At 73.5% G+C, this 24,502-nt stretch carries 27 protein-coding genes and 1 pseudogene; 14 read left to right on the forward strand and 14 right to left on the reverse strand.

What is annotated here, in order from left to right; translation table 11 throughout:
- Positions 1-95: 95 nt before the first annotated feature.
- Together B100_RS34240 and B100_RS0124265 are read left to right on the forward strand one after the other, a co-directional pair.
- Positions 96-1,406 (forward strand): annotated as a pseudogene (locus tag B100_RS34240) (hypothetical protein).
- A gap of 275 nt (positions 1,407-1,681) precedes the next feature.
- Entirely contained in the window at positions 1,682-2,200 is a 519-nt protein-coding gene (locus B100_RS0124265) for a hypothetical protein (protein WP_024887006.1), read from the forward strand.
- A 48-nt stretch (positions 2,201-2,248) separates the two neighbouring features.
- Here B100_RS0124265 and B100_RS0124270 read toward each other — a convergent pair whose 3' ends face one another.
- The 3 genes from B100_RS0124270 to B100_RS0124280 all read right to left on the reverse strand — a co-directional run bounded on the left by B100_RS0124270 (position 2,249) and on the right by B100_RS0124280 (position 4,825).
- Positions 2,249-2,779, reverse strand: a complete 531-nt coding sequence (locus tag B100_RS0124270; protein ID WP_024887007.1) for a hypothetical protein — start codon at positions 2,777-2,779, stop codon at positions 2,249-2,251.
- Between the two features lie 247 nt (positions 2,780-3,026).
- Entirely contained in the window at positions 3,027-4,448 is a 1,422-nt protein-coding gene (locus B100_RS0124275) for an amino acid permease (RefSeq protein WP_024887008.1), read from the reverse strand.
- Positions 4,449-4,645: 197 nt separating this feature from the next.
- On the reverse strand, positions 4,646-4,825 hold the full coding sequence (locus tag B100_RS0124280; RefSeq protein WP_024887009.1) for a hypothetical protein: 180 nt from the start codon (positions 4,823-4,825) through the stop codon (positions 4,646-4,648).
- A gap of 168 nt (positions 4,826-4,993) precedes the next feature.
- On the opposite strand from B100_RS0124280, the gene B100_RS0124285 reads away from it, so the two are divergent.
- Positions 4,994-6,307: a DUF2254 domain-containing protein gene (locus B100_RS0124285; RefSeq protein WP_024887010.1), complete on the forward strand. Its 1,314-nt coding sequence runs from the start codon at positions 4,994-4,996 to the stop codon at positions 6,305-6,307.
- On the opposite strand, the gene B100_RS0124290 is transcribed toward B100_RS0124285, so the two are convergent.
- The 4 genes from B100_RS0124290 to B100_RS0124305 form a co-directional block, all read right to left on the reverse strand.
- Positions 6,292-7,755: a dihydrolipoyl dehydrogenase family protein gene (locus B100_RS0124290; RefSeq protein ID WP_024887011.1), complete on the reverse strand. Its 1,464-nt coding sequence runs from the start codon at positions 7,753-7,755 to the stop codon at positions 6,292-6,294. The genes B100_RS0124285 and B100_RS0124290 overlap by 16 nt on opposite strands.
- Before the next feature lie 88 nt (positions 7,756-7,843).
- Complete coding sequence (locus tag B100_RS0124295) at positions 7,844-8,317, reverse strand: VOC family protein (RefSeq protein ID WP_024887012.1); 474 nt, start codon at positions 8,315-8,317, stop codon at positions 7,844-7,846.
- Between the two features lie 155 nt (positions 8,318-8,472).
- Positions 8,473-9,402 carry an NmrA family NAD(P)-binding protein gene (locus B100_RS0124300; RefSeq protein WP_024887013.1) on the reverse strand — a complete coding sequence of 310 codons (930 nt, stop codon included), beginning with the start codon at positions 9,400-9,402 and terminating at the stop codon, positions 8,473-8,475.
- 263 nt (positions 9,403-9,665) lie between these two features.
- Positions 9,666-10,235 carry an ABATE domain-containing protein gene (locus B100_RS0124305; protein WP_024887014.1) on the reverse strand — a complete coding sequence of 190 codons (570 nt, stop codon included), beginning with the start codon at positions 10,233-10,235 and terminating at the stop codon, positions 9,666-9,668.
- Positions 10,236-10,788: 553 nt separating this feature from the next.
- Between B100_RS0124305 and B100_RS0124310 the strand changes: the two genes are divergently transcribed.
- Together B100_RS0124310 and B100_RS0124315 are read left to right on the forward strand one after the other, a co-directional pair.
- Positions 10,789-11,706: an NADP-dependent oxidoreductase gene (locus tag B100_RS0124310; RefSeq protein WP_024887015.1), complete on the forward strand. Its 918-nt coding sequence runs from the start codon at positions 10,789-10,791 to the stop codon at positions 11,704-11,706.
- Positions 11,707-11,838: 132 nt separating this feature from the next.
- Positions 11,839-12,315 carry a VOC family protein gene (locus tag B100_RS0124315; protein WP_024887016.1) on the forward strand — a complete coding sequence of 159 codons (477 nt, stop codon included), beginning with the start codon at positions 11,839-11,841 and terminating at the stop codon, positions 12,313-12,315.
- 124 nt (positions 12,316-12,439) lie between these two features.
- Here the strand turns inward: B100_RS0124315 and B100_RS0124320 are convergent, their stop codons facing one another.
- From B100_RS0124320 to B100_RS36595, 4 genes are read right to left on the reverse strand one after another with little or no spacing between them, the layout of a single operon-like run.
- Positions 12,440-12,712 carry a DUF6510 family protein gene (locus B100_RS0124320; protein ID WP_024887017.1) on the reverse strand — a complete coding sequence of 91 codons (273 nt, stop codon included), beginning with the start codon at positions 12,710-12,712 and terminating at the stop codon, positions 12,440-12,442.
- Positions 12,713-12,731: 19 nt separating this feature from the next.
- Entirely contained in the window at positions 12,732-13,487 is a 756-nt protein-coding gene (locus B100_RS0124325) for a ferredoxin reductase (protein WP_024887018.1), read from the reverse strand.
- The gene (locus tag B100_RS0124330; RefSeq protein WP_024887019.1) at positions 13,457-14,056 is read right to left on the reverse strand and encodes a sulfite oxidase-like oxidoreductase; all 600 of its coding nucleotides are present in this window, start codon (positions 14,054-14,056) and stop codon (positions 13,457-13,459) included. The genes B100_RS0124325 and B100_RS0124330 overlap by 31 nt, the downstream gene beginning before the upstream one ends.
- A gap of 38 nt (positions 14,057-14,094) precedes the next feature.
- Entirely contained in the window at positions 14,095-14,754 is a 660-nt protein-coding gene (locus tag B100_RS36595; protein WP_486585700.1) for a cation:proton antiporter domain-containing protein, read from the reverse strand.
- Position 14,755: 1 nt separating this feature from the next.
- Here B100_RS36595 and B100_RS0124340 point away from each other — a divergent pair, with 1 nt between their 5' ends.
- Together B100_RS0124340 and B100_RS0124345 are read left to right on the forward strand one after the other, a co-directional pair.
- Entirely contained in the window at positions 14,756-15,163 is a 408-nt protein-coding gene (locus tag B100_RS0124340; RefSeq protein ID WP_024887021.1) for a YciI family protein, read from the forward strand.
- An 8-nt stretch (positions 15,164-15,171) separates the two neighbouring features.
- A complete protein-coding gene (locus B100_RS0124345) occupies positions 15,172-16,317 on the forward strand; it encodes a DUF6596 domain-containing protein (protein WP_024887022.1) in 1,146 nt (381 codons plus the stop codon).
- Between the two features lie 45 nt (positions 16,318-16,362).
- Here the strand turns inward: B100_RS0124345 and B100_RS0124350 are convergent, their stop codons facing one another.
- Positions 16,363-17,022: a TetR/AcrR family transcriptional regulator gene (locus B100_RS0124350; protein WP_024887023.1), complete on the reverse strand. Its 660-nt coding sequence runs from the start codon at positions 17,020-17,022 to the stop codon at positions 16,363-16,365.
- Between the two features lie 150 nt (positions 17,023-17,172).
- Here B100_RS0124350 and B100_RS0124355 point away from each other — a divergent pair, with 150 nt between their 5' ends.
- The 3 genes from B100_RS0124355 to B100_RS0124365 all read left to right on the forward strand — a co-directional run bounded on the left by B100_RS0124355 (position 17,173) and on the right by B100_RS0124365 (position 19,649).
- Entirely contained in the window at positions 17,173-18,297 is a 1,125-nt protein-coding gene (locus B100_RS0124355; RefSeq protein WP_024887024.1) for a serine hydrolase domain-containing protein, read from the forward strand.
- 166 nt (positions 18,298-18,463) lie between these two features.
- A complete protein-coding gene (locus B100_RS0124360; RefSeq protein WP_078541168.1) occupies positions 18,464-19,300 on the forward strand; it encodes an endonuclease/exonuclease/phosphatase family protein in 837 nt (278 codons plus the stop codon).
- A 64-nt stretch (positions 19,301-19,364) separates the two neighbouring features.
- Positions 19,365-19,649 (forward strand): GlsB/YeaQ/YmgE family stress response membrane protein, encoded by a 285-nt coding sequence (locus B100_RS0124365; protein ID WP_024887026.1) that lies wholly within the window; start codon positions 19,365-19,367, stop codon positions 19,647-19,649.
- A 91-nt stretch (positions 19,650-19,740) separates the two neighbouring features.
- Here B100_RS0124365 and B100_RS0124370 read toward each other — a convergent pair whose 3' ends face one another.
- Complete coding sequence (locus tag B100_RS0124370; protein ID WP_024887027.1) at positions 19,741-20,340, reverse strand: helix-turn-helix domain-containing protein; 600 nt, start codon at positions 20,338-20,340, stop codon at positions 19,741-19,743.
- A gap of 88 nt (positions 20,341-20,428) precedes the next feature.
- Here B100_RS0124370 and B100_RS0124375 point away from each other — a divergent pair, with 88 nt between their 5' ends.
- Entirely contained in the window at positions 20,429-21,055 is a 627-nt protein-coding gene (locus tag B100_RS0124375) for a class I SAM-dependent methyltransferase (RefSeq protein ID WP_024887028.1), read from the forward strand.
- Positions 21,056-21,062: 7 nt separating this feature from the next.
- Positions 21,063-21,581: a DinB family protein gene (locus B100_RS0124380; protein ID WP_106967078.1), complete on the forward strand. Its 519-nt coding sequence runs from the start codon at positions 21,063-21,065 to the stop codon at positions 21,579-21,581.
- Positions 21,582-21,584: 3 nt separating this feature from the next.
- On the opposite strand, the gene B100_RS0124385 is transcribed toward B100_RS0124380, so the two are convergent.
- Complete coding sequence (locus B100_RS0124385) at positions 21,585-22,460, reverse strand: alpha/beta fold hydrolase (RefSeq protein ID WP_486585697.1); 876 nt, start codon at positions 22,458-22,460, stop codon at positions 21,585-21,587.
- Between the two features lie 100 nt (positions 22,461-22,560).
- Between B100_RS0124385 and B100_RS0124390 the strand changes: the two genes are divergently transcribed.
- Both B100_RS0124390 and B100_RS0124395 read left to right on the forward strand, forming a co-directional pair.
- Complete coding sequence (locus tag B100_RS0124390; RefSeq protein WP_078541161.1) at positions 22,561-23,196, forward strand: TetR/AcrR family transcriptional regulator; 636 nt, start codon at positions 22,561-22,563, stop codon at positions 23,194-23,196.
- Positions 23,197-23,304: 108 nt separating this feature from the next.
- On the forward strand, positions 23,305-24,468 hold the full coding sequence (locus B100_RS0124395; protein ID WP_024887032.1) for an AI-2E family transporter: 1,164 nt from the start codon (positions 23,305-23,307) through the stop codon (positions 24,466-24,468).
- Positions 24,469-24,502 lie beyond the last annotated feature (34 nt).

Below are 24,502 nucleotides of genomic sequence, written 5' to 3' on the forward strand. Positions count from 1 at the left end.
CATCGTGATCCCCACGTGATCATGGACGCGTAAGGTCCCCCGGGCCACGACACCTTCGTGGCGTCGACGGTGAACTCGGGGGACGGGGGCGGCACATGGAGTACCGGTACGCGGCGATACCGGCCGTGGCGGGCGGGCTGATGCTGACACTGCTGCTGTGGTGGGCCGGGGCCAGTGCCGACGCCCTGCAGTTGGACGGTGCGACGGGGGTGCTCGGCATCGAGACGGACGCCGCCCTGCGGAGCTGGCTGTACCCGTGGGCGTACGACCCCTACGCCGGCGCTCTCTCGCACGGGTCCGCCGTGTCGACGCCCGACGGCTCCCACTACCTCGGCCTGCACCACACGGCGATGCAGATCCGCTTCGTCGCCGTGTTCGTGTTCTACGCGGCCGGGGCCCTGCTGCTCGTCCGGCGGATCCCCGCGGAGCGCGGGCGGGTCCGGCCGGCCCTGCTGGCGTTGTGGGCCTAGGGCCTGGTGGCGGGCACGCTGGCGGTGACGGTGTCGTCCCCCTGGCTCATCGCGGCCGGGGGACGCGGCAGTTACCGTTTCCTGCCGCAGCTGGCCGGGCTGTCCTCTTCCGGGCGGACGGTTCTGGTGCCGCTGGCGCTGGCCGCGGCGGTGTGGACGGTGTTCGTGACCCGGCTGGCGCTGAAGCACGCGGAGCCGCAGCCCCGCGGGGACGTACCGGCGCGGGCCGCCCTCGTGGCCGCCACCGTGGGAACGGCCGTGGTCGCGGTGTCGGTGGTCGTGCTGTCGTACCAGGAGAACGCGGCGCGGATCCAGACGGCGTTCACGGGTGGAGGGTTCCTCGGCGAACCGGGCGATCTGCTGCGCCAGTGGCTGGTGCTGAGCGCGTGGTCCGGCCCGGCCGGGGGCCCTTTCGGCGACTGGCTGCTGGTGCGGCTGGGGGACGTCCTGCTGCTGGCCGTGGTCTGGTGCGCGCTGCGGTGGCTGCCCGGCGTACTCACCCGTGTCTCCGTGCCGGCGATGGCGGCGGGCGCGGTCTGTGCGGTCGTCCTCGGGCTGCTGGCCCGGCATCTGGTGCGTGTGGCGGTGGTCGACGGGTCGTGGAACTACCGGGGTCTGCTGCAGGCGGCGTCCGGACTCGGCGACGGGACGAGCGCCGCGATGCTGTGGGGCACGCTGGCGGGCGTCGCGGCGGCGGTGACACTGAGGGCGTCCGGGAGGGGGATGGCGACGCCAGGCTCGGGGGGCCCTGCGTCGCCTGCCCTCGGCCCGGCGGACGGTCCCGGCCCGCAGGGCGTTACCGGCCCGGCGTACGCTCCCAGCGCCGCGGGCGGCTCTGTCGCGGGCAGTCCGCAGGCGCCCGGCCCGGCGGACCGCCCCGCCCCGGCGGATGGTCCCAGCCCGGCGCAAGACCCCGGCCCGGCGGGCGCCGCCTGAAGGGCGGGGGTCCCAACTCGGCGGACGTACGGGCTCGGCGAACGCCCCCGGCTCGGCGGGCGGGTGGTCCCGATCCGGCCACCTACCGGGTCCCAGCTCGGCGAACGCCCCTGACGCTGCCGCCGGCCCCGGCCCGCCCGGCCGGGCGGGCGGGCGGGCCGGCGGGCGGGTGCCGGGTGCCGGGTGCCGGCGGGCTTCGGTTCCGCTTCCGCGCAGGTGGAGGGGGACGGGTAGGGTCGATTCCGGTGTGCCCGCCGGAGTCGACGAGGAAGCGCATGATCGAAGTCGAGGTGGTCCAGCTTCTGGTGTCGCCCTCCCACCGGCTCGACGGGCGGCCCTCGGACGGGCCCGCGCCCGGCCCCGACGACGAGCGTGTCCCGCGCGCCGAGGTGCGGGCGAGGCTGGGGCTGGTGGGCGACCGCTACTACGCGCAGCCCGCCCATCGCGACGCCTCCGTGACGATCATGTCCGTGGAGAATCTGCCCACGGACATCGATCCCGCCGTCGACCTGCGGCAGACCCGGCGGAACGTCCTGCTGCGCGGGGTCGACATCGACGCGTACGTGGGCGCGACGATCAGTCTGGACTGCGGGCCGGGGCCGGTGCGCTTCTCCGTGAACCGGCCCGCGCGGCCGTGCGCCTGGATGAACGTCACCGTCGGCCCGGGCGCGCAGCGCGCGCTCAGGGACAAGGGCGGGGTCCGGTGCACCCCGCTCGACGACGGCGTCCTGGCCGTCGGGCCCGCGCGGTTCGCCATCCTGTCGGAGCCCGCCCCGTCCGCCCCGCGCCGCTGACGCCGTGGCCGGTCGCGACGGCCGAGGCCACCCGCCGCGTGGCCGGCGCTACTTGATCACGGCGTTGGCCCCGATGATCACCAGGCCGATGAACATGTCGCCGAGTCCGGCCCGCAGCGAGGCCGGCCACCGACGGCCCGCGTGGCGGGCCGTCCAGACGCCCCATCCGGCGAGGATCAGGGTGTTGAGGACCAGCGCGACGTCCACCGCGTCGGCCTCCGCCCACCAGTCCGGCACGGCGAACAGCAGCAGGATCACCGTGGGGACCGCCGCGGCGACGACGGGCCACTCCGCGATCATGGCGCGCAGTCCGGCCGTCAGCCCCCCGGGCTCCGCGGACATGCGGTGGGAGAGGACGTGCGCGTAGCCGTGCGCGGCCGCGGCGGCGAGGGCGGTGAGCAGAACCCACAGGGCGTCCGAACCGGGGTCGGTCTGCTCGTCCGGGGAGTCGAGGGCGGCCGCCAGGGCGCTGGCCAGGACCAACCCGTACACGCCGCTGAGCAGGCGCGGTTCCGGGGGTCGCCGCCCCGCTGTCGATGGGTCGGCGGGGCGGGGGGACGGCTGGGCGGGTTCGTGCATCGCTGCGGCCTCCGGCGGGAGGGGCGGGACAGGGGCACACGGCAGCACGTGAGGCGGCCGGAGCGACCGGCCGCCTCACGTGCGCCGTGTTTGGATCAACTGCTGGATCGCCCGGAGGCAACGCCCTGTCACCGAAGCTGCCCCATTTGCCCGACCCCGGGCAGGCGACGGACGGCGGGCAACGGGTCACAGGCGCCGGACGGCGGGCCGGTGTCCGCAGGCCGCGGATCACCGTCCGGCCCACCGGTCACCCCTCGGCCGTACGGGCCTCCGCCCGCTGCTTGCGCGCCGCCATGACCGCGAAGATCAGCACACCGGCGAACAGGAAGAGCACCCCCTGGTAGACAGCCTGGTAGCCGGCGCCCGCGACCAGCCACAGCGAGAACGCGGCGGCGACGGACGCGACCACCGCGTCGCGGACCAGGCGGCCCCGGTCGACCCGCTCCCGGTGCCCGGAGACGAGGTGGAACAGTTGCGCGGCGGTGGCGAGCAGGTAGGGCACGGTCGCGGTGAAGGTGGTGACCAGGACCAGCGTCTCGAAGATCCGGGCCGTGCCGGAGGCGTAGTTCCACACGGTGAGCAGGGAGGCGAGGAGCACGGTGACGCCGACGCCGAACGTCGGCACTCCGCGCCGCTTGCGGGCGAGGGCGGCGGGGAAGAGTCCGTCCTTGGCCGCGGCGTACGAGGTCTGCGCGCTCATCAGGGTCCAGCCGTTGAGGCAGCCGGTCATCGACACGAGCGCGGCGAGCGCCACCGCCCAGCCGCCCCAGGCCCCGCCGAACATGGCGTTGACCGCGTCGGAGAACGGCGCGGTGGAGTCGACCAGCCGGTTGTGGGCGACCGTGCCGAAGACGGCGAGCGTGCCCAGCAGGTAGACGACCGCCGCTCCGGCGGTGCCGATCACGGTGGCGCGTCCCACGGTGCGCCGGGGGTCGCGCACCTCGCCGGCGCTGACGGCGGCGGACTCCACGCCGAGGTAGGAGAAGAGGAGGATGGCGGCCGCCGCGGAGATCGCGCCCGTCGCGCTCTCCCCGCCGGCGCGGAACGGTCCGAGGTTGTCCGCGTCGAAGGCGAACAGGCCGCCGACGGCGACGAGCAGCAGGGGCACCAGCTTGAGCACGGTGGAGACCACCTGCACGGCGCCGACGTAGCGGGTGCCGGCGACGTTGGCGAGGGCGGGGAGCCATTGCAGGGCGAGGGCGGCAAGACAGGCGGTCCAGCGGTGCTCGTTCACCGGGATCAGCACGTCCAGGTAGCCGACGGCGGCGACGGCGAGGGCCGCGTTGGAGACCCACGTGGTGATCCAGTACGCCCAGGCGGCGAGGAAGCCGGCGAAGTCGCCGAACGCCTCGCGGGCGTAGACGTACGGGCCGCCGGTCCTGGGATCCCGTTCGGCAAGCCGGCCGAAGACCAGGGCCAGGGCGATGGCGCCGACGGTCAGCACGCCGAAGGCGACGAGGCTGATGGTGCCGTACGGGGCGATGGAGGCCGGGAGCAGGAAGATGCCGCCGCCGATGATGTTGCCCATGACCAGGGCGGTGGCGACGGGCAGGCCGAACCGGCGGGTGCGCCGTCCCGTGCCGTCAGGGGTGTCGCCGGAGTGGGCGGGGCCGTCGGTGGTGGCCTGCGGGGCCGGAGCCGGTGGGGGGACGGTTCCGGTGACGTGCATGGGGTGGTGCGCCTCTCTTCGAACTGGCGCCCGGGATCGCCGGGCCGGAGCAATGGTCGGACATCACCGTGGATCCCGCCAAATCGGACGCAATCGTCCGGCGGGGGCCCGTCCGGCTCCGGAAAAGGTGCACCGTGAAGACTTCGGGACGCTCAATCGTCCGGCGGTGCGCCGCACCACCCGGGGCGGTGCATCACTCAGACACCGCCCATGCGCATGAGCCACCAGTCCGGGGTGACGGCGACGTCCGCCGAGGCGTGGGGCGCGGCGGGCCGCTCCTCGACGGTGTCCTCGATCCGGATCCTGTCGGGCAGGTGCGAGAAGCGCGTGCGGCGCCGCGACTCCGCCTCGTTGCCGGGTTCGCGTACCTGGTCCATGCGTCTGCTCCTTGTCCGAGGGCTGCCGTGTGACCGGTCAGATCGTGATGAGTATGCGTTGCGACGTCGTCACCTGTCAAGCAGGTGACGACGGCGCTCTGCGTCGGCCGGGCCCCGGCGGTAGCGTGAGGGGCGACGGCCCGTTCCCGGGCACTGCGGAGGCTTCCCATGCCTACCTGGTCGTTCCGGTTCCAGCTGGGGCAGTACGTCAGGACGAGCCTGTGGATCCTGCCGGTGCTCGGACTGGCCCTGGGGGCTCTCCTGGGCGAAGGCGCGCTGGCCTTGGACGACATGGTGGGGATCCCGACCGGCTGGCGGTACACGGCCACCACCGCGACGGGCGTGCTGACCGCCATCGTGGGCGCCATGGTCGCCCTGCTGGGGTTCGTCGTCACGATCGGTGTGCTGGTCGTCCAGCAGGCCACCAGCACGCTGTCGCCGCGGTACATGCGCCTGTGGTACCGGAACCGGCTCCAGAAGGCCGTGCTGTCCCTGTTCGCGGGCACCTTCGCCTTCGCGTTCACGCTGCTGCGCCGGATCGGCCCCGGCACGGTGCCCGATCTCGGCGTCACCCTGGCCGGCCTGGCCGTCGCGGTGAGTCTGGTGATGCTGCTGGTCTACCTCAACCGGTTCGTGCACGACCTGCGCCCCGTGGCCATCGCGGACCGGGTGCGCCGCACCGGCCTGCGGGTGCTGGGCACCTCGCTGCAGGCCCAGGGGCGGTGCATCCTCCTCGACGAGGCGGCCCACCCGGGACACGGCACGCCGGCCGATGTCGTGCGTTCCGCCGACGGCGGGGCCCTCCAGGGGCTGGACGTGGGCGGGTTGATGAGGGCCGCCGCGCGCCACGACTGCGTGCTGGTGGTGGCGCACCGCGTGGGTGACTTCGTACCTCCGGGGGCCGTGCTGATCGAGGTCCACGGGACGCCCCGAACCCCGCCCGACGCGCGCCGGCTGACCGGGCTGGTGACGCTGGGCGCCGAGCGGACCGTCGAACAGGACCCCGCCTTCGCGCTGCGCGTGCTGGTCGACATCGCCGCCCGGGCGCTGTCGTCGGGGGTGAACGACCCGACCACCGCCGTCCAGGTCCTCAATCACGTCGACGCGTTCCTGCACGCGGTGGGCAGGTCCGAGCTGAAGGGCCGGCACGTGCTCGGTGACGCCGGCGGCGCGCCGCGGGCCGTCGTGCCGGGCCGGAGCTGGGAGGAGTACCTGGAGCTCGGCGTGACGGAGGTGCGCGAGTACGGCGTCGGTTCGCTGCAGGTGTGCCGGCGCCTGCGGGCCCTGCTGGAGGGCCTGCTGCCGGGTGTGCCGGCGGAGCGGCGTCCGGCGGTGCGCCGCCAGCTCACGCTGCTCGACGCCGCCGTCGAGCGGGAGTTCCCCGACACCTTCCGCCGCTCGCTGGCCCGCGCCGCGGACCGTCAGGGCATCGGGGGCGGGAGCCCCTCCCCCGATGCCCCGCCGCCTCACGGTCCGCGGTAGGTCTCCAGCAGACGCAGCCACACCTCGCCGAGGGTGGGGAAGGCGGGTACGGCGTGCCAGAGCCGTTCGACCGGGATCTCCCCGGCGACCGCGAAGGTCGCCGAGTGGACGAGCTCGGCCACGCCGGGCCCGGCGAACGTGACGCCGACGACGGTGCCGCGGTCCGGGTCCACCAGCATCCGGGCCCGGCCTCGGTAGCCCTCGCCGTACTGGCGTGCTCCGGCGACGCCCGTCATGTCGTGGTCGACGACCTCGACCCGGCGGCCGGTGCGTTCGGCCTCCATGGTGGTGAGGCCGACCGCGGCGATCTCGGGCACGCCGAAGACCACCTGGGGCACGGCCGCGGTGTCGGCCGTACCGGCGTGGGCGCCCCAGGGCGCGTCGTCGACGCGCCGTGCCGCCGCCCGGGCCGCTATGACGGCACCGGCGATCCGCGCCTGGTACTTGCCCTGGTGGGTGAGCAGCGCCCGCCCGTTGACGTCGCCGACCGCGTAGAGCCAGCCGTCCGGGACGGCGGTGACGCGGTAGGTGTCGTCCACGGCGAGCCGGTCGCCCGGGGTCAGTCCGACGGTGTCGAGCCCCACGTCGCGGGTCCGCGGAATGCGGCCGGTGGCGAACAGGATCTCGTCGGCGGTCAGTTCCTCACCACCGGTCAGGGTGATCCGCACCGGACCCTGGCTCCCTGACCCCTCGTCCCGCCGCAGGGACTCCACGGCCGTTCCGAAGCGTATGTCGACACCCGCCTCGCGCAGACCGTCCTCGGCCATCTCGCCCGCGAACGGCTCCATCCGCCCGAGGAGATGGTCCTCGATCACCAGCATGGTCACCTGCGAGCCGAGGGCCTGCCAGGCGGTGGCCATCTCGACGGCGACCACACCGCCGCCGACCACGGCCAGGGACCCGGGGACGCGTCGGGCGCCCGTGGCCTCGCGGCTGGTCCAGGGGCGGACCCCGTCGAGGCCGGGCACGGGCGGCAGGGAGGGGACGCTGCCGGTGCCGAGGACCACGGCGTGCCGTGCTGCGAGGCGCACGGTGTCGCCGTCCGGGGCCGTCACCGTCACGCGCCGGGGGCCGTCGAGCCGGCCGTGGCCCCGTACGAGGTCGACCGCGACCGAGTCCAGCCAGTCGGCCTGGCCGTCGTCCTTCCAGTGGAAGGCCGTCGCGTCGCGGTGGGCGAGGACGGCCTCGACGTCCAACGGCCCCTCGACCGCTCGGCGCAGACCGGGGACGCGCAGCGCGTCGGCGCGCGCGACGACCGGGCGCAGCAGCGCCTTGCTCGGTTCGCACGCCCAGTAGGAGCACTCCCCGCCGAGCATTTCGCGCTCGACGATCACGGCGGTCAGACCCGCGGAGCGGACCCGCTCGGCCACGTTCTCGCCGACGGGGCCCCCGCCGACGACGACCACGTCGTACTCACGGACGCCTCGGCCCGTCGTTGCTTCGTTCATCACTGATCCTGAGGTCGTGGCGGTGGTGCGGGCCTGTGCCCGCGGCGGGGCGGCGGCCGGTGCCGGCCGCCGCCCCGCACGGACTCCCCTACCGGCCGGGGAAGCGCTCGGTGATCTCCTGCAGGACCCAGCCGTTGCCGTCCGGGTCGCTGAACGTGGCGTAGGAGGCGTAGGAGAGCCCCTCGGGGTGGCGGCCGGACAGGCGCTGCTGGGCGGGCAGGTCGTGGGTGGCGGTGCCGTCGGCGTGGCCGTGGAAGAGCACGCCTCCGCCGTCGTGGAAGACCTCGCTGACCGCTATGCCGCGCTCCAGGAGCTCGGCACGGGCCGCCTCGATGTCGGTGACGATCAGGTACAGGCCCTGCGCCGAGCCGGGCTCGGCGGTGGTCAGTCCCTCGCCGAAGAGGATCGACGCCTCGGAGCCGGGGGGCGTGAGGTGTACGGCGCGCCATCCCTCGACGGGGGCCTTGTCCACGTCCAGGCGGAAGCCCGCCCGCTCGTAGAAGGCCTTGGCCCGGTCGACGTCGGAGACGGGCAGGACGACGAGTTCCAGCTTGAGGTTCATGCGGTGACGCATCCACTTCGGGAGAGGTGACCGGGACGCCGAATGCGTCACCGGCTGGGATGGTGACGAGGATGCGGCATGTCTCGTCACCTGTCAAACAGGTGACGCGTTGGGTGGCGCGCTCAGCAGCTGGGACGGCCGGCGGGTCGGAACGCTCAGCCGAGGTGGTCGGCGGGCTCGGGGGCGAGGTACTGGTCCCGGCGGGCGGCCACGAACTCCTCGACGGTCTGGGCCGGTACGCCCGTCACCCGCTCCACGTCGTCGGTGACCCGGTCGTAGCGGTTCTCCTGGTGCAGCCGGCACATGGTGACGATGTGGTCCTCGATGTGCGGGGGCAGCCCCGCCCGGGAGAGGACCTCCTCCCGCCACCGCTCCAGGGGCACGTCCGCGTAGACGACGGACCGGCCGAGCGCCCGGGAGTACGCCCCGGCCATCTCCGTCATGTCCATCGCCTGCGGGCCGGTCAGCTCGTAGACGTGGGCCAAGTGCCGCCGCCGGCCGGCCAGCAGGCCGGCCACGACCCGGGCGACGTCGGCGACCGCGACGGGGGACGTGCGTCCGCCGCCGAAGGGCAGGGCGAGCGTCCCGTCCGCCGTGATCGACCGGGCGGCGAGCGTCGTGAACAGCGGGTTGTCCAGGAACGACGTGGGCCGGACGTGCACCACGGGCAGACCGGACCAGTCGAGCACCCGCTCGGCCAGCCAGTGCAGGCGCTGCTGGTGGGACTCGTCGGTGCTGGTGGCGGTCATCTGCGACACCGTCATCTGGGACATGCCGACCAGGACGTCCAGCTCGCCGTACTCGCGGGCCACGCTCGCCACGACGGCCGCGGCCAGCAGGTGATCACGGGAGACCGGCATGGCGAAGTACATGCGGTTGATGTCCCACAGGCCGGCGGCGACGGTCTCGGGCCGGGTGAGGTCACCGAGGACCACTTCCGCGCCGAGCCGGCGGAGTTCGGCCGCCCGCTCGTCGTCGCGACGGACCAGGACGCGTACCGGTACGTCGTCCGCGCGAAGGTGCTGGATCACCGCGCGGCCCACACCGCCGGCGCCGGTGACGAGGACGGACTGACGAGAAGGCATGGTCGGCCTCCCTCCGGCCCGGCCGGCCCGCCGCGCGCCCCTCGGCATCCGTCCGGTGCGGGAAGCAGCCCGGCGCACGGCGCGGCGTCGGCGGACCCGGTCTCGAGGATGTGACCAGCTTCGCACAGGCGGCGCGGGCCTTCGCGGCGAGGGGCGGGCGGCGGGCGCGGGCCATCAAGGCCGTCGAGGTCGCCGTGCGCGCCTCGCGTGGACGGCGGACCGTGATGGTACGAGTGAGGGTGCGGGTGCGCGGGGGCCGGGCGCTAGCCGGACCGCCGGGCCGTGAGCAGCCCGTTCGCCCGCTTGCGGGCGCGGTAGGCAGCGGCCTTGATCTTGTTGCCGCAGGGGTCCATGGCACACCACTCACGGCGCGCGCCGCGGGACCGGTCGATGAAGACCTGCGAGCATTCGGGGTTGCCGCACTCCTTGAGCAACGGCACGTCCGGACCGCTCAGCGTCACGACGACGTCGCGGGCGACGTGGGCGAGCCCCTGCTCGACGGTGGCGTCCACCTGCCGCCCCTCGGGGGTGAGTTGGGGCACGGGCGTGGGCTTGCGCGCATACGCGTTCACCAGTGTCAGCGCGTCCGGGTCGTAGTCCTCGCCCGCGATGGCGGCCCGCACCAGCAGGTGGGCCGCCTCCCGGAGGGTCAGCGCCTCGCGCAGGTCGTCCGGCCCGGCGGGGACGTCGTCCACGGTGATGCCCGCCTCGCGGAACCACGCCCCGAGGCTCGCCGGGGAGTCCAGGTCCTCCCGCGGTTCGGAGCGGTGCCGGAAACGCAGTGTGCCCGGGAAGTCGAGTGCCGGGGTGCCGCCGGGGAACGCATGCCTCATATCACCAGTCTGAACGGTGACGCATCGGAACGCAAGCACGTCGTTGCTCGCGGCAACGGCGTGCCGCGCGGACCGGTGCCGATCGGCGCGGTCCGCGCGGCCGCAGGGCGGTCCCGGTGCCTACTTCCCGGCCGGCATCGGCGAGGCGTCGGCGCTGCCGGTGCGCAGGAACTCGGTCAGGGCCGCGAGCAGCGCGTCGGGGGCCTGCTCCGGCCGGTGGCGAGGGTTCCCTTCTCCTTTCGCGGACCGAACGTGGCATCGCCCCAATTACCGGCATGCCACTGTTCCTTACGTAATGACGGGCATGCCCCGTGACAGGGGACGTACAGCCGTGCCGCGGCTCCTGCCGGTGCGGGTGGGGTTGCGCCGATGGAGTGAGGAGCCACCCGCCGGACCGCCCGCGCCGGCGGGCGCACCGCAGGGCCGGCGGCCTCCGGTCGTGCGATGGCGGCGCACAGGGGCGCGTGCGAAACTTCGCCGCTCCGTTCGACCTGGGGGCGTTCCACCCTCATGCTGGAAGGAGGAGGTCTTCCACACCCGTCAGGGGGCCTCGATGAGAGCGATACGAGCTCATGATCGCGACGCACCCGTGGCCGGTCTGGTCGCGGAGGAGGCCCCGTATCCGTACGCGGGCGAGGGTGACGTCGTCGTCAAGGTGCACGCGGCCTGCTTCACCCCCGGTGAACTCACCTGGCCCGCCTCGTGGGTCGACCGGGGCGGCAGGGAGCGGGCCCCCGTCGTACCGGGGCACGAGGTGTCGGGGGAAGTCGCGGAGGTGTCGGCCGGCACCACCGGACTGTCCGTGGGACAGCGGGTGGTGGGCCTGACCGACTGGAACCGGGACGGCACCCTCGCCGAGTACGTGGCGGTGGAGGCACGTAATCTCGCGCCACTTCCCGCGGGCATCGATCACGTGCATGCGGCGGCCCTGCCGATGCCGGGCCTCACCGCCTGGCAGGGGCTGTTCGTGCACGGCCGGATCGAGACCGGGCAGAGCGTGCTGGTGCACGGAGCGGGAGGGGGGGTGGGAATGGCAGCCACACAGCTCGCCCGGGACGCCGGCGCGCGTGTGCTGGGATCGGGCCGCGCGAAGAGCAGGGAGCGGGTGCTGGAACTGGGCGCCGAGGAGTTCGTCGACCTGGAACAGCCGGCGTGGGAGCAAGCCGTGGGCTCCGTCGACCTCGTCTTCGACGCCGTCGGTGGGACGGTGCTCGACCGCTCGGCCGCCGTCCTCAGACCGGGCGGCACACTGATCAGTATCTCCCGCCCTCCGACCGTACGGCCCGTGGACGGCCGGGCCCTGTACTTCATCGTCGAGCCCGGTCGTGACCACCTCGCGCAGGTCGTCGACCGGTGCCGGCAGGGCCGGCTGCGGCCCCTGGTGGGAAGCGTGCGCACGCTTCCCGAGGCGCCGGACGCGTTCCGCACCAAGTCCGGGACGGCCGGCAAGACGGTCGTCGCCGTCGCCTGAGTCACGCACGGCCGCCGGGGACCGGGGCCCATGTGCCGCCCACGGGCGGCCGTGCGGCCTCCCGGCCGACGGCGTCGTGCCGGACTCCGGTCGGCGGAACGGGACTCCCGTCCACGGAAAGCAGACACTCTCATGGATCTGAAGCTCGAACTCATCGTGCTGCCCGTCTCGGACGTCGACCGGGCCAAGGCCTTCTACGAGGGCCTGGGATTCCGCCTGGACCTCGACAAGGCGGCCAGCGAGGACTGGCGTGCCGTGCACTTCACGCCGCCCGGTTCGGAGTGCTCGGTCATCTTCGGCAAGGGCATCACGTCCGTGCCGCCGGGCTCCGCGCAGGGCATGTACCTCGTCGTCACCGACATCGAGAAGAGCCGCGCGGAACTCGTCGACCGCGGTGTCGAGGTGAGCGAGGTCTTCCACGACGCCGGCGCCGTCGTCTACCACGGCCACGGCGGCGGGGACATCACCCACGACCCCGGCCAGGGCCAGGGCCGGCTGCCGGGTCTCCACCCGGACCGGATGTCCTACGGCTCCTTCGCCACCTTCAGCGACCCGGACGGCAACGGCTGGGTGCTGCAGGAGGTGCAGCAGCGGCTCCCGGGCCGCTGACGAGCCGCCGGCCCGCCGCAACTCCCCACGGCCGCCGCCCGTTTCGCGCGGGCCGGCGGCCGTGCCCGTCGACAGCCGCTCTCCTTCTGCCTTCGCGGGCCGGCGCTGACGCATGAGTCCGTCGTCAGGCGGACGCGGGCACCCGCAGGTAGTTCAGGCCGCTCGCGTCGAACCACATGTGCTGCGGGGAGCGGACCATGCGCAGCAGCACGTCCCCGCAGCCGGGACAGCGCAGCACCGTACCGGGGCCCCCGAGGTAGGCGTGCGTCTCGGCCAGCATCATCCGCCGGCCGCAGCCCTGGCACTGCCCCGAGGCCATGGTCATGTCGGTGCCGAACAGCGACTCCAGGTCCCCGGCGGCGGCGTTGCCGTCGAGGAAGCCTTGCGTGACGGTCATGGGAATCCCGTTCCTTCGCTTACCCGGTGGGTCCGAAACGTTCGGTTCGGATGCGGCCGGGGTCGTGTCCGAGTGCCACGAGCAAGCCGGCCGCCGTTTCGACGAATCCGGTGGATCCGCAGACGTAACAGGTCGGTTCGAAGTCCGGCGGCCATCCCGCGGCGGTGAGATCGTTCGCGGTGATACGCCCGGGTGGCCGCGGCCAGCGCTCCGGAGCGGAGCGGCTGTAGAGGAAGGTCTTGTCGAGCCCCGGGTCGTCCGTCCGCAGGTCGCTCACGAACAGCTGCGACTCAGGGCCGCGCAGGCTGTACAGCAGCCGGAAGGGGACGCGGCTGCCGGCGGCGCGCCGGGTGCGGATCATGGCCATGAGCGGGACCAGGCCCGAGCCACCGCCGACGAGGAGGACGGGCTCGCGCTGGACGTCGGGCCGCCAGACGAACCAGCCGCCCACCGGCCCGCGCAGCTCCACCAGGTCCCCGACCGCCAGGTCGTCCACCAGGTACGGCGACACCTCACCGTCGTCGACCCGCTCGACGGTCAGCTCGACGCGTTCGCCGTCGGACGCCGAGGCGATGGAGTAGCTGCGCTGGGTGCTGTAGCCGTCCTCCGCCGTGAGCCGCACGTCGACGTGCTGCCCCGCAAGATGGCCCGGCCAGCCGGGTACGTCGAAGACGAGGGTGCGGGCGTTGTCCGACTCGTCCCGCCGCTCGGTCAGGCGGGCCGGCAGCCAGAGCAGCCGCCCGCCTAGTCGCCCTGATACCGCTGCTCGCGCCATGGGTCACCGTAATCGTGGTAGCCGACGGTCTCCCAGAAGCCGCGTTCCTCCTCGTCGAGCAGCTGGATGCCGCGCACCCACTTCGCGGACTTCCAGAAGTACAGGTGCGGGACGAGCAGGCGCGCCGGACCTCCGTGTTCCGGGGGGATCTCGTCGTCGTCGTAGCGGTAGGCGATCCACGCCCGCCCGTCGAGGAGGTCCTCCACCGGGATGTTGGTGGTGTAGTCGCCGTAGGAGCGGACGAGGGCGTACTCGGCGCCGGACTCGACGTCCTCCAGCAGGACGTCCAGGGAGACGCCCTGCCATCGCGTGCCGAACTTCGACCACTTGGTCACGCAGTGCAGGTCGACGGTCGGGGCCTGGGAGGGCAGCGCCATCAGCTCTTCCCAGTTCCACAGGTGTCGCACACCCGTCTCGGTGCGGATGGTGAACTCCCAGTCGTCGAGGCTGACTTCCGGCGTGGGGCCCGCGGACAGCACGGGGAATCCGGTGGTCTCGTACTGCCCGGGAGGCAGTTCGTGCCCCTTGTCCCGCTCCCGACCGTGGAACCCGCGTGAAATGACGGCCATGTCGCATCCCCATTCTCCGAGCGGGCAGTCCCCATTTTTCAGGAGTCGGGGCGGCCCGGCATCTCGGCGGGACCGTCGCCCCGCCCGGGTGCGGTGCCCGAGCGGCCGAGCAGAGGCAGGGCCACCAGGGGAAAGACGATGCAGGACAGCAGTCCCGCCGCCACCAGCGCCGCCGCGTTCTCCGGCCGGATGGCGTCGAGCCGCACCCCGATCGTCGCGGCCGCCACGATCAGCGGCAGGGACGTGGCCTGCAGGAGTCCGGCGGCGACGAGTTCCGCCCGGGAGAGGCCCGCCCTGCGGTAGAGCAGTGCGGGCAGTCCGCGCACGAGCAGCAGGGCCGCGAGGAACAGCGGCACCCGCAGGACGGTGCCGGCGTCGGCGAACAGCGCCACCAGGTCGAACTGGATGCCGCTGGTGACGACGAAGAAGATGGGGGCGACGCAGTGGCAGGCGGGGCACCAGGGCGAGGAGGAACGGAACGGCCGCGGCCACGGCGAGCACGATGACCAGGTTGTCGTACGACATGGTGGCTCCCGTGGCCTCGGACCCTCCCACCATGCACACGCGACGCGGGCCACGCATCCCGTCCGGACGCCTGGAAAGAATCTTCGCCGGTGATGTCGAGAACCGCCGTCCGGCTCCGTCCCCGCTGTGAACGCGACGACAATGGGTCGCACCAGCACCGAGGAGAGAACCACGATGGCCAAGTACCTGCTGCTGAAGCACTACCGCGGCGCCCCGGACCCGGTGAACAACGTTCCGATGGACCGGTGGACCCCGGAGGAGATCTCCGCGCACGTGGGCTACATGAACGACTTCGCCGCCCGGCTGGAGAAGACCGGCGAGTTCGTCGACGGCCAGGCGCTGGCGCCCGAGGGGTCGTGGGTCCGGTACGACGGCGAGGGGCGGCCGCCGGTGACCGACGGGCCGTTCGCCGAGACCAAGGACCTCATCGCCGGGTGGATGGTGATCGACGTCGACAGCCATGAGCGCGCCGTCGAACTGGCCGGGGAGCTGTCGGCCGCGCCCGGTGCGGGCGGCCGGCCGATCCACGAGTGGCTCGAGGTGCGTCCCTTCCTCACCGCGCACCCCACCGTCACCGAGTGACCTCGCCGATGGACGAGGCGCTGCTGAGGGCGCTCACCCCGCGTGTGCTCGGGATCCTCGTCCGCCGCGGAGCGGACTTCGCGGCGGCCGAGGACGCCGTGCAGGAGGCGCTGGTGGAGGCGGTCCGCGTCTGGCCGCAGGACCCGCCGCGCGATCCGCAGGGCTGGCTGGTCACCGTGGCCTGGCGCCGGTTCCTCGACGCGACCCGGGCCGACACCGCGCGCCGCAGGCGTGAGGACCGGGTCGTGGAGGAGCCGCCGCCGGGGCCCGCGCCCTCGGTGGACGACACGCTCCAGCTGTACTTCCTGTGCGCCCACCCGTCGCTGACGCCGGCGTCCGCGGTCGCGCTCACCCTGCGAGCCGTCGGCGGACTGACCACGCGGCAGATCGCGCAGGCGTACGTGGTACCGGAGGCGACCATGGCGCAGCGCATCAGCCGCGCCAAGCGCACCGTCTCCGGTGTGCGGTTCGACAGGCCCGGCGACGTGTCCACGGTGCTGCGGGTCCTGTACCTGGTGTTCAACGAGGGCTATTCGGGCGATGTCGACCTGGCGGCCGAGGCGATCCGGCTCACCCGGCAGCTCGCGGCCGTGATCGACCACCCGGAGGTGGCGGGGCTGCTCTCACTCATGCTGCTCCACCACGCGCGGCGGGCGGCCCGTACCGCGCCCGACGGGAGCCTGGTGCCGCTCGCCGAGCAGGATCGTGGCCGGTGGGACACGACCCTGATCGCCGAGGGCATCGGCATCCTCCAGGCAGCCCTGGCCCGTGACCGGCTGGGCGAGTTCCAGGCGCAGGCCGCCGTCGCGGCGCTGCACGCCGACGCGCGCAGCGCCGAGGAGACGGACTGGGTGCAGATCGTCGAGTGGTACGACGAACTCGTCCGGCTGACCGGCAGCCCTGTGGTGCGGCTCAACCGCGCGGTGGCCGTCGGCGAGGCCGACGGGCCGCGCGCCGGGCTGGCGGAACTCGCGGCACTGGACGACTCGCTGCCCCGGTACGCGGCGGTCGCGGCGTACCTCCATGAGCGCGACGGGGACTTGGAGAAGGCGGCGGCGCTGTACGCCGAGGCCGCGCTGAAGGCCCCGAACCTCGCCGAGCGCGACCACCTGACGCGTCAGGCGGCCCGGCTGAACACCCGCGGACGCCGCTGAGCACGTCGACCGGGAGGCGCTCGTCCTCCCCGAGGGGGCGAGCCGTCAGCCGCGCTCGACGGCGGCCTCGATGTGGTCGAGGTGGGCGGCGAGGATCTCCTCGAAGGCGGCGGAGCGGTCCGCGCCGAGCGGGCGGACGTCACGGGCGAAGTGGGCCAGCGCCGGGAAGCGCTCGGGGTCGGCGCCCAGGACCGCGACGCGGAACAGTTCCAGGCCCTGTTCCCGCTCCTCGGCGGTGACCGTGCCGATGCCGGCGTCGGAGGCGATCAGCGCGGCGATGAGCACCGCCAGACGGTGGTAGCGCGCCGGGATCTCCTCGTCCGGCAGGCCCGACGCGCGCAGCGCCTGAAGCACTTCCTCCATGATCAGCCGGGAGCCGGTGCCGCTCGAGGCGTAGCGGCCCCACACCGCCGCGAGCTGCGGCTGCCGGCCGAAGGCCTCCCTGATCCGCAGGGCCAGGGACGTGATGCGCCGGCGCCAGTCGCCCTCGGGGCGGTAGCCGTCCAGGGCGGCGAGGAGGGTGCGGTCGGCGACCGCGCGCAGCAGTTCGGTCTTGCTGCGGAAGTGCCGGTAGAGGCTGGAGGAGTCGGTGCCGAGCACCGCCGCCAGCTTGCGCACGCTGAACGACTCGGCGTCGCTCGTGCGCAGCAGGTCCGCCGCCGCGTCCAGGATCTCCTCGGTCGACCAGCGCCTGCGGCCTGCCATCGCGTTCCTTCCGCCGTCATCGTCCGGGGTGACCGGGTCCACCCTAGCTTATGCACTTGGTGTTGCACGCACCGCGTGCATAATGGGTGCATGAGCGGGCCCGGCGTCGCCCCTTGCGGGGCCCGGCCCGGAGCCGAAAGGAGGCACGTCATGGGAAACCGCCTGGACACGGACGCGCTGGACGCGGCCCTCGAGGCCGTCCACCGCGCCGGGATGCCGGGGCTGTTCGCCGAGGTGCGGGACGGCGAGCAGGTCTGGCGGGGCGCCGCCGGGGTGGCCGACGTGACGACGGGCCGGCCCGTCACCGCCGGGATGCGGCACCGCGTCGGCAGCATCACCAAGACCTTCACCGCCGCCGCCGTGCTGCGGCAGGTCGAGGCCGGGCTGATCGGGCTGGACGCCACGGTCTCGCGGTATCTGCCGGAGCTGGTCCCGGGTGCGCGCGGGGACGCCGTCACGGTGCGGATGCTGATGAACCACACCAGTGGTCTCGCCGAGTATCTCCCGTACGCCTATCCGTCACTGAAGGCGTTCCCGGCGCTCGCGGAGACGGGACCGGAGAGCCTGGAGGAGGAGCGGTTCACGCGGTTCGACCCCGTGGAGCTGATCGGCATGGGGGTCGCCGCGCCGGCCGTCGGCGTTCCGGGCGGCACCCCGGGGGTGTACTCCAACACCAACTACCTGCTGCTGGGGCAGCTGTTGGAGAAGGTGACCGGACTGCCCGCCGAGCGGTGCGTCGCGCGTGACGTCATCGGGCCCGCCGGACTGCGGGACACCGAACTCGCCGTCGGGGCACACGTCGACGGGCCGCACTCGTGCCTCTACGAGTCGTGGTTCGGCATGATCGACCCGCCGCGCGACCACAGCGTCCACGACATGTCGTGGGTGGGCCCCTCGGCGTCGCTGATCTCCACCGTCTCGGACCTCAACCGCTTCCACGCCCTGCTGTCGGCCGGTGAGATCGTCGGCCCGTCCTCACTGGCGGAGATGCGGCGCACCGTGCCCGTCGTCTCGCAGGAGGGGAGGACGATCGACTACGGCCTCGGTCTGCATCCGATGGAGACGCCGGGCCCGGGACGGGAGACGTACTGGGGTCACGGCGGCACCGTCTGGGGCGGCGGGGCGCTGGCCATGGCCCGCGCCGACGGCGGCCGTCAGTGGTGCGTCGCGGTCAACCTCCAGCGCTGGAACGAACTCGACGCCTCCGGCCGCCCCCGGCCCCACGCCGTCGACGCGGCGCTGGCGGCCTTCCACCGCCTGGCGATGCACGGCTGACGGCGGTCCGGTCACGGACCGCTCCCCCGCGCCGGCACTCTCAAGTGGCGTCAACTCCCTTTCCGCGGACGGACGGGCGGCCCTCACGCGGTGCTGACACCCTTGTCGCCTACCCTCGTCGCAGGAGACACCGGGTGCGGTGAGGGTCCACGTCGAGGAGGCGGGGGTGTTCGGTAGGGGTGCGTGGTTGCTCGCGGGCGCCGTGGCGGTGACCGGCATGCTGGTGCTGGGTCCCAGCACACCCGTCGGCCTCCCGTTCGCCAGGACGGTGCCGGCCGACGCCGCCAAGGACGTGGTGCCGAACCGGGTCATGACGTGGAACCTCTGCAACCCCTGCGACCAGGACAACGTCGACCGGGCGGCGGAGATCGCCAGGTACGCCCCCCAGATAGTCGGTCTGCAGGAGGCGTGCGTACGGGACGTCGAGCGGATCAGGGACCACCTGGCCAACCTGCACGGGCTGGTCTACCACGTCGAGTACGGGCCGGTGCTGCGCAACTGGAGCCGCTGCGGGGGAGCTCCGTGGAAGCCGGGGGGCTACGGGCAGGCGCTGCTGTCGGCGGCCCCGATGACCGACGTCGTCCTCGAGGAGTACCCGAACGGCGGGTCGGAGGACCGCGGCTACCTCGCCGTCACCACCGAGGTGGCCGGACAGCCGGTGCGGGTCTTCAACACGCACCTGGCGCAGCGGCGTCAGGAGTCGGTGCGCGAGGAGCAGATCCGGGTGCTCGCGCCGCAGGTCGCGCGGTACGACCGCGCCATCGTGCTCGGCGACTTCAACGCCGTACCGGAATCCCCCGAACTCGCCCCGATGTGGGCGCTCGCCGAGGACACGGACGCCGGCTGCCGGCCCTCCTCCGCCGGCGACTGCGAGGCGACGACCGACTGGCAGAGCAAGTTCGACTACGTGTTCCTGCGGGGCGTTTCGGCCCTGGGGCACGAGGTGCTGGACAGCGAGTACTCCGACCACCATCTGCTGCACACCGACGTCACGGCGAGCTGACTCCTGTTAGAAGGCGCGAATCGTGGAAACACGTTCGACGAACCGACTACAAGGGAGTCTTTTGATGGGCATCATCGCTTGGATTTTCATCGGTCTGATTGCCGGCGCCATCGCCAAGGCGCTCATGCCGGGCAAGGACCCGGGCGGCATCATCATCACCATGCTCATCGGTATCGCGGGAGGTCTGCTGGGCGGCTTCCTCGGCAAGGTGATCTTCGGGGTGGACTCCATCGACGGCTTCTTCGATCTGTCGACGTGGATCGCGGCCATCATCGGCTCCGTCATTCTCCTCGCCCTGTACCGGGTGTTCGCGGGCCGCGGCCACCGGGGCGGTCACGCGCACGCGTAACCGCGCGTTCGCCGCTGTGAGGTGACACCACCGCAGGCGGCCGCCTGCCATGCGGAAGGCCCCCGTCCTCGGACGGGGGCCTTCCGCATGCTCACGGCCGGTCGTGTCCGGCGCGGGGGTCGGTACGGAGGTGGGCGCGTACGCCCTGGAGGCCGAACAGGACGAGCAGTTCGACCGTGTTGCCGTCCGCGCTGCCCAGCCAGTGCGGCAGGGAGGTGTCGAACTCGGCCGCCTCGCCGGGTGACAGCGTCAGGTCGCGCTCACCGACGAGGAGCCGCAGCCGGCCGTTGAGGACGTAGAGCCACTCGAAGCCCTCGTGGGTCTGGGGCGTCGGTTCTGCGAGGTTCGGCCGGGCGGGGATGATCAGCTTGAACGCGTGAACCCCGCCCGGGCGGCGGGACAGCGGGACGAAGGTCATCCCGAACCGGGTGACCGGCTTCAAGTGGATCCGCGGGTCGCCGGTGCTGGGTGCGCCCACGAGGTCGTCCAGCGGGACGTCGTAGGTGCGGGACAGCGGCAGCAGCAGTTCCAGGGTCGCCCGGCGCTGTCCGCTCTCCAGCCGGGACAGGGTGCTCTCGGACACGCCGGTCGTCGCCGCCACGTCCGCGAGGGTGAGTCCGCGGTCCCGGCGCAGCGCGCGGAGCCGTGGCCCCACGGCGTCGAGCACGTCGTCGTCCGTCACCCGGTCCATCGGGCCAGCTTGCCACAACGGCAAGATTCCGTGCCGGATCGGTGTTCGGCTGCCGAGACTGGGGCTCCCGACGACCTGAGGAGTCTCGATGAGCGCGACCGATGCGGTCACCTTCTGGGACGGCGTCCACGCGGCCCGGCCGGCCGCGGACCGCCCCTCCCCCAATGCCCGCCTGACGGAGACGGTGACGGGGCTGCGTCCCGGCGATGCCCTGGACCTGGGCTGCGGCTCCGGCGGCGACGCGCTGTGGCTGGCCCGCCGGGGCTGGCGGGTCACGGCGGCGGACATCTCGGCCGTCGCGGTCGAGCGGCTCACGGCCCTGGCCCGCTCGCTCGGCCTGCACGACCGGGTCACGGCCGTACGGCTGGACCTGCGCGCGTCGTTCCCGTCCGGCGCGTTCGACCTGGTCACCGCGCACTACCTGCATACGCCGTACGGCCTGGAGCGGTCGGCCGTCCTGCGCTCGGCCGCCCGCGCGCTGCGGCCGGGCGGGCGCCTGCTGGTGGTGGACCACGGCTCGACCGCCCCATGGTCGTGGGACCAGAACCCCGCGATCCGTCATCCGAGTGCGCGGGAGGTCGCGGCGGAGATGGACCTCGACCCGTCGGTCTGGACGGTGGAGCGGGCGGACGCGTCCCGCCGCGTCGCGACCGGTCCGGACGGCCGCACCGCCGAGGTGACCGACCATGTGCTGCTCGTCCGCCGCACCGCCTGAACCGCGGATGAGGGAGGAGACCACCGTGCCCGGCACCGAACGCCCTCGCCGGCGTCGCGACACCCCGCCGCCCCGGACGGGCGGCGGCGAGGCCGAGGTCCTGCGCGCCTTCCTCGACTACCTGCGGGCGTCCGTCGCCGCGAAGGTCGAGGGCGCGCCCGAGCCGCGGGTGCGCACCGCCCTGGTGCCGTCGGGGACGAACCTGCTCGGTCTGCTCAACCATCTGACGTGGGTGGAACGCTCGCTGTTCCTCGGGCAGGCGGTGACGGACTGGCCGTCGACGTTCCGCGCCGCGCCCGGGGACGGCGTCGCCGACGTCGTGGCCCGGTACCGGGAGGCGGTCGGCCTGGCCGACGGCGTCCTCGACCGGTGCACCGACCTCGGCGCCCCTCTCCCCCGGCCCCCTCAGGGCCGCCCGGCCCCCAGCGTCCGGTGGGCCCTCACCCACATGATCGAGGAGACCGGGCGGCACGCGGGACACGCGGACATCCTGCGCGAACTCCTCGACGGCGCGACCGGCCGCTGACGCTCACCGCGCGCGTCCGGGCGATCCCGTCGTGTCCTCCTTCCGGCCGGAGCCGAGGAAGTCGACGATCTCGCGCACGACGCGCTCGGGGGCGTCCTCCATGACGAAGTGGCCGGCGCCGGGGATCACGACGAGGTCGGCGCCGGGGATGTCGTCGCGCAGACGCTCGGCGTAGCGCACGGGCTGCCACTCGTCCTCCGCGCCCCACAGGATGCGGACGGGCAGGGTGAGCCGGCCGAGCCGGTCGGTGATCTCCTCGGTGTACCGGGAGTCGTAGTGGCGCACCTGGTGCTCGAAGAAGGAGGCGCGGCCCAGCCGGGACGCGTGGGGCGCCAGGTAGGCCCGCAGGACGTCACCGCTCATCAGCGACTTGTCGGCGACCGTCATCGTCAGCTGTCGGGTCAGCAGGTCGTCGAACGCCTCCTGCGACATGGCCGCGTGGTCGTCCAGCTCCTCGTCGATGATCCGTCGCCAGGTGGCGGAGGGCCACGAGTCGTAGCTCACCGAGTCCATGACCATCAGGCGCCGCACCCGGCCGGGGTGCGCGAGGGCGAAGCGCAGGGCGACGGCGCCGCCGATGTCGTGCGCGACGAGGCTGACCCGGTCGAGACCGAGGACGTCGAGGAGGTGGCCCAGGAGATCGGTCTGGGCGGCGACCGAGGTGTCGCGGTGCGCCGGGCGCTCGGAGAGGCCGTAGCCCAGCAGGTCGTAGGTGAGGGTGCGGTGACCGGCCGCCTCCACGTGAGGGACGACGTCGCGCCACTCGTGGGAGTGGGAGGGCGTGCCGTGGATGAAGACCACCGGCTCGCCGCTGCCGCCCTCCCGGTAGGCCACACGCACTCCGTCGACGATGAGGTGGTCGGTCAGGGTCGTCATCATGCCTTCCTCGGGGGCCGGGGGCGGAGGGACGGTGCCGGCCGGCTGGCCGCGCCGCGTCCCGTAGACTAGGTAGACCAGTCTACTCAGCGAGGGGGGAGTCATGACCGAACGGCAGCGGACGGCGGAGACACCGGAAACAGCGGCGGAGACACCGGGACGAAGGGGGAGGCGGCGGCCGGCGCGTGAGCGGATCCTGGTGGCCGCGGGGCGGCGCTTCTACCGCGACGGCGTGACGGCCACCGGCATCGACACCATCACCGCCGAGGCGGGCGTGGCGAAGATGAGCCTCTACAACAACTTCTCCTCCAAGTCCGATCTCGTACGGGCCTACCTGGACGGACGGCACGAGGACTGGCTGGAGCGGTACCGCTCGCGAGTGGGGGCGTCGCCGGATCCCCGCGACGGCGTGCTGGCCGTCTTCGACACCTACATCGACGGCGCCGGCACCGGGGACGGGGAGGACTTCCGCGGGTGCGGGCTGCTCAACGCCGCTGGGGAGATGCCCGCCGGACACGAGGGCCGAACCCAGGTGCGCGTGCACAAGGAGGAGGTGGAGCGGCTGATCGGGGAGCACCTCGCGGCGCTGTTGCCCGACCGGCCCGGCACCGCCCGGACGACGGCGCGGCATGTGGCGTTCCTGCTGGAAGGGGCGATGGTCCGGGCGGGCCTGGAGGGCGACAGCCGGTGCCTGCGGGACGCCCGCGCGATGGCGGAGGATCTGCTGGAGCGGGTGTGACCGTACGCCGGGTGCGGTGCGCGCGTGCGGTCCTCTCGCGGTGCCCATGCGGGCGAATCCCGGGCCGCCCGCGTTGGCCCGGGGGCGCCCAGTGGTACGTGGCTGGAGATGTCCACGCCCCCCGATCCGGCCGCCCCGCCCGGCCCTCGCGCGCACGGCACCGTCGCCGCGCGGGTGCCGGTCGTGCTGCGGACCGCTGCCGCGTACGCGTGGCGGCTCATCGCGGTCGGGGTCGTCGTACGGGCCGCGTTCTCGGTGCTGGGGCAGTTCCATCGCATCGCGGTCGCCGTCTTCCTCGGCCTGGTGTTCACCGCGGTGCTCCGTCCCGTGGCCGGCCTGTTCGCCCGGTTCCTGCCGCGGGCGCTCGCCGTGGCGGCGGCGGTCGTCGGCGGGTTGGTGCTGGTGCTCGGCGGGCTCGCCCTGGTGGCCGAGACCATCGCCGGTCAACGCACCACGCTGAAGGAAGAGTTCGTGTCCGGTGTGGACCGGGTCGAGCGGTGGCTGGAGCAGCCGCCGTTCCGCCTGTCCCCGACCGTGTTCGACGACCTCCAGTCCCGTGTCGGTGATCTGCTCTCCAGCCATCGCGCCACCGTGGTGAGCACGGCGCTCAGCGGTGTGGGGCGGGTGGTGGAGGTGCTCACGGTGCTCGCCCTCGCGCTGTTCTGCGCGGTGTTCTTCATCCACTCCGGGGACCGGCACTGGCGGTGGTTCTGCGATCAGCTGCCCCCGTCGGCGCGGCGGCCCTGGTCGGTCGCGGGCGCCGCGGCCTGGCGGACGTTCACCGGCTACACCCACGGCATCCTGTTGGTGGCCGTGACCAACGCGGTCCTGGTGGGTCTGGCGCTGTTCGCCCTCGGGGTGCCGCTCGCCGTGCCGCTGGCGGTGCTGGAGTTCGCCGCCGCCTTCGTCCCGCTGATCGGCTCCCCCGTGGCGCTGGCGGTCGCCTCCGTCGTCGCGCTCGCGGCCAAGGGGCCGGTGACCGCCCTGATCGTGCTGGCGCTGATCGTGGTCATCGGCCAGTTGGAGGGGCACGTGCTGCACCCGCTCGTGCTGAGCTGGGCCGTGCGTCTGCATCCCGTCGTCGTGGCCCTGTCGGTGGTGGCGGGCGCGGTCGCGGCGGGCGTCGTGGGCGCGGTGGTGGCCGTGCCGCTGGTGGCGACGGTGTGGTCGGTCCGCCAGGCGCTGCGGAACGGGGACGGGGGCGGGGACGGGGGCGGGGAGGAAACGGCCGGGGAGGCGGGCGGCCCGGGCGCGGGACGTCGGACGGGGTAAGGAGAGCCGGCGAAGTCTCACGCCGCCGGCCGGC

Source organism: Streptomyces sp. CNH189, assembly GCF_000527195.1.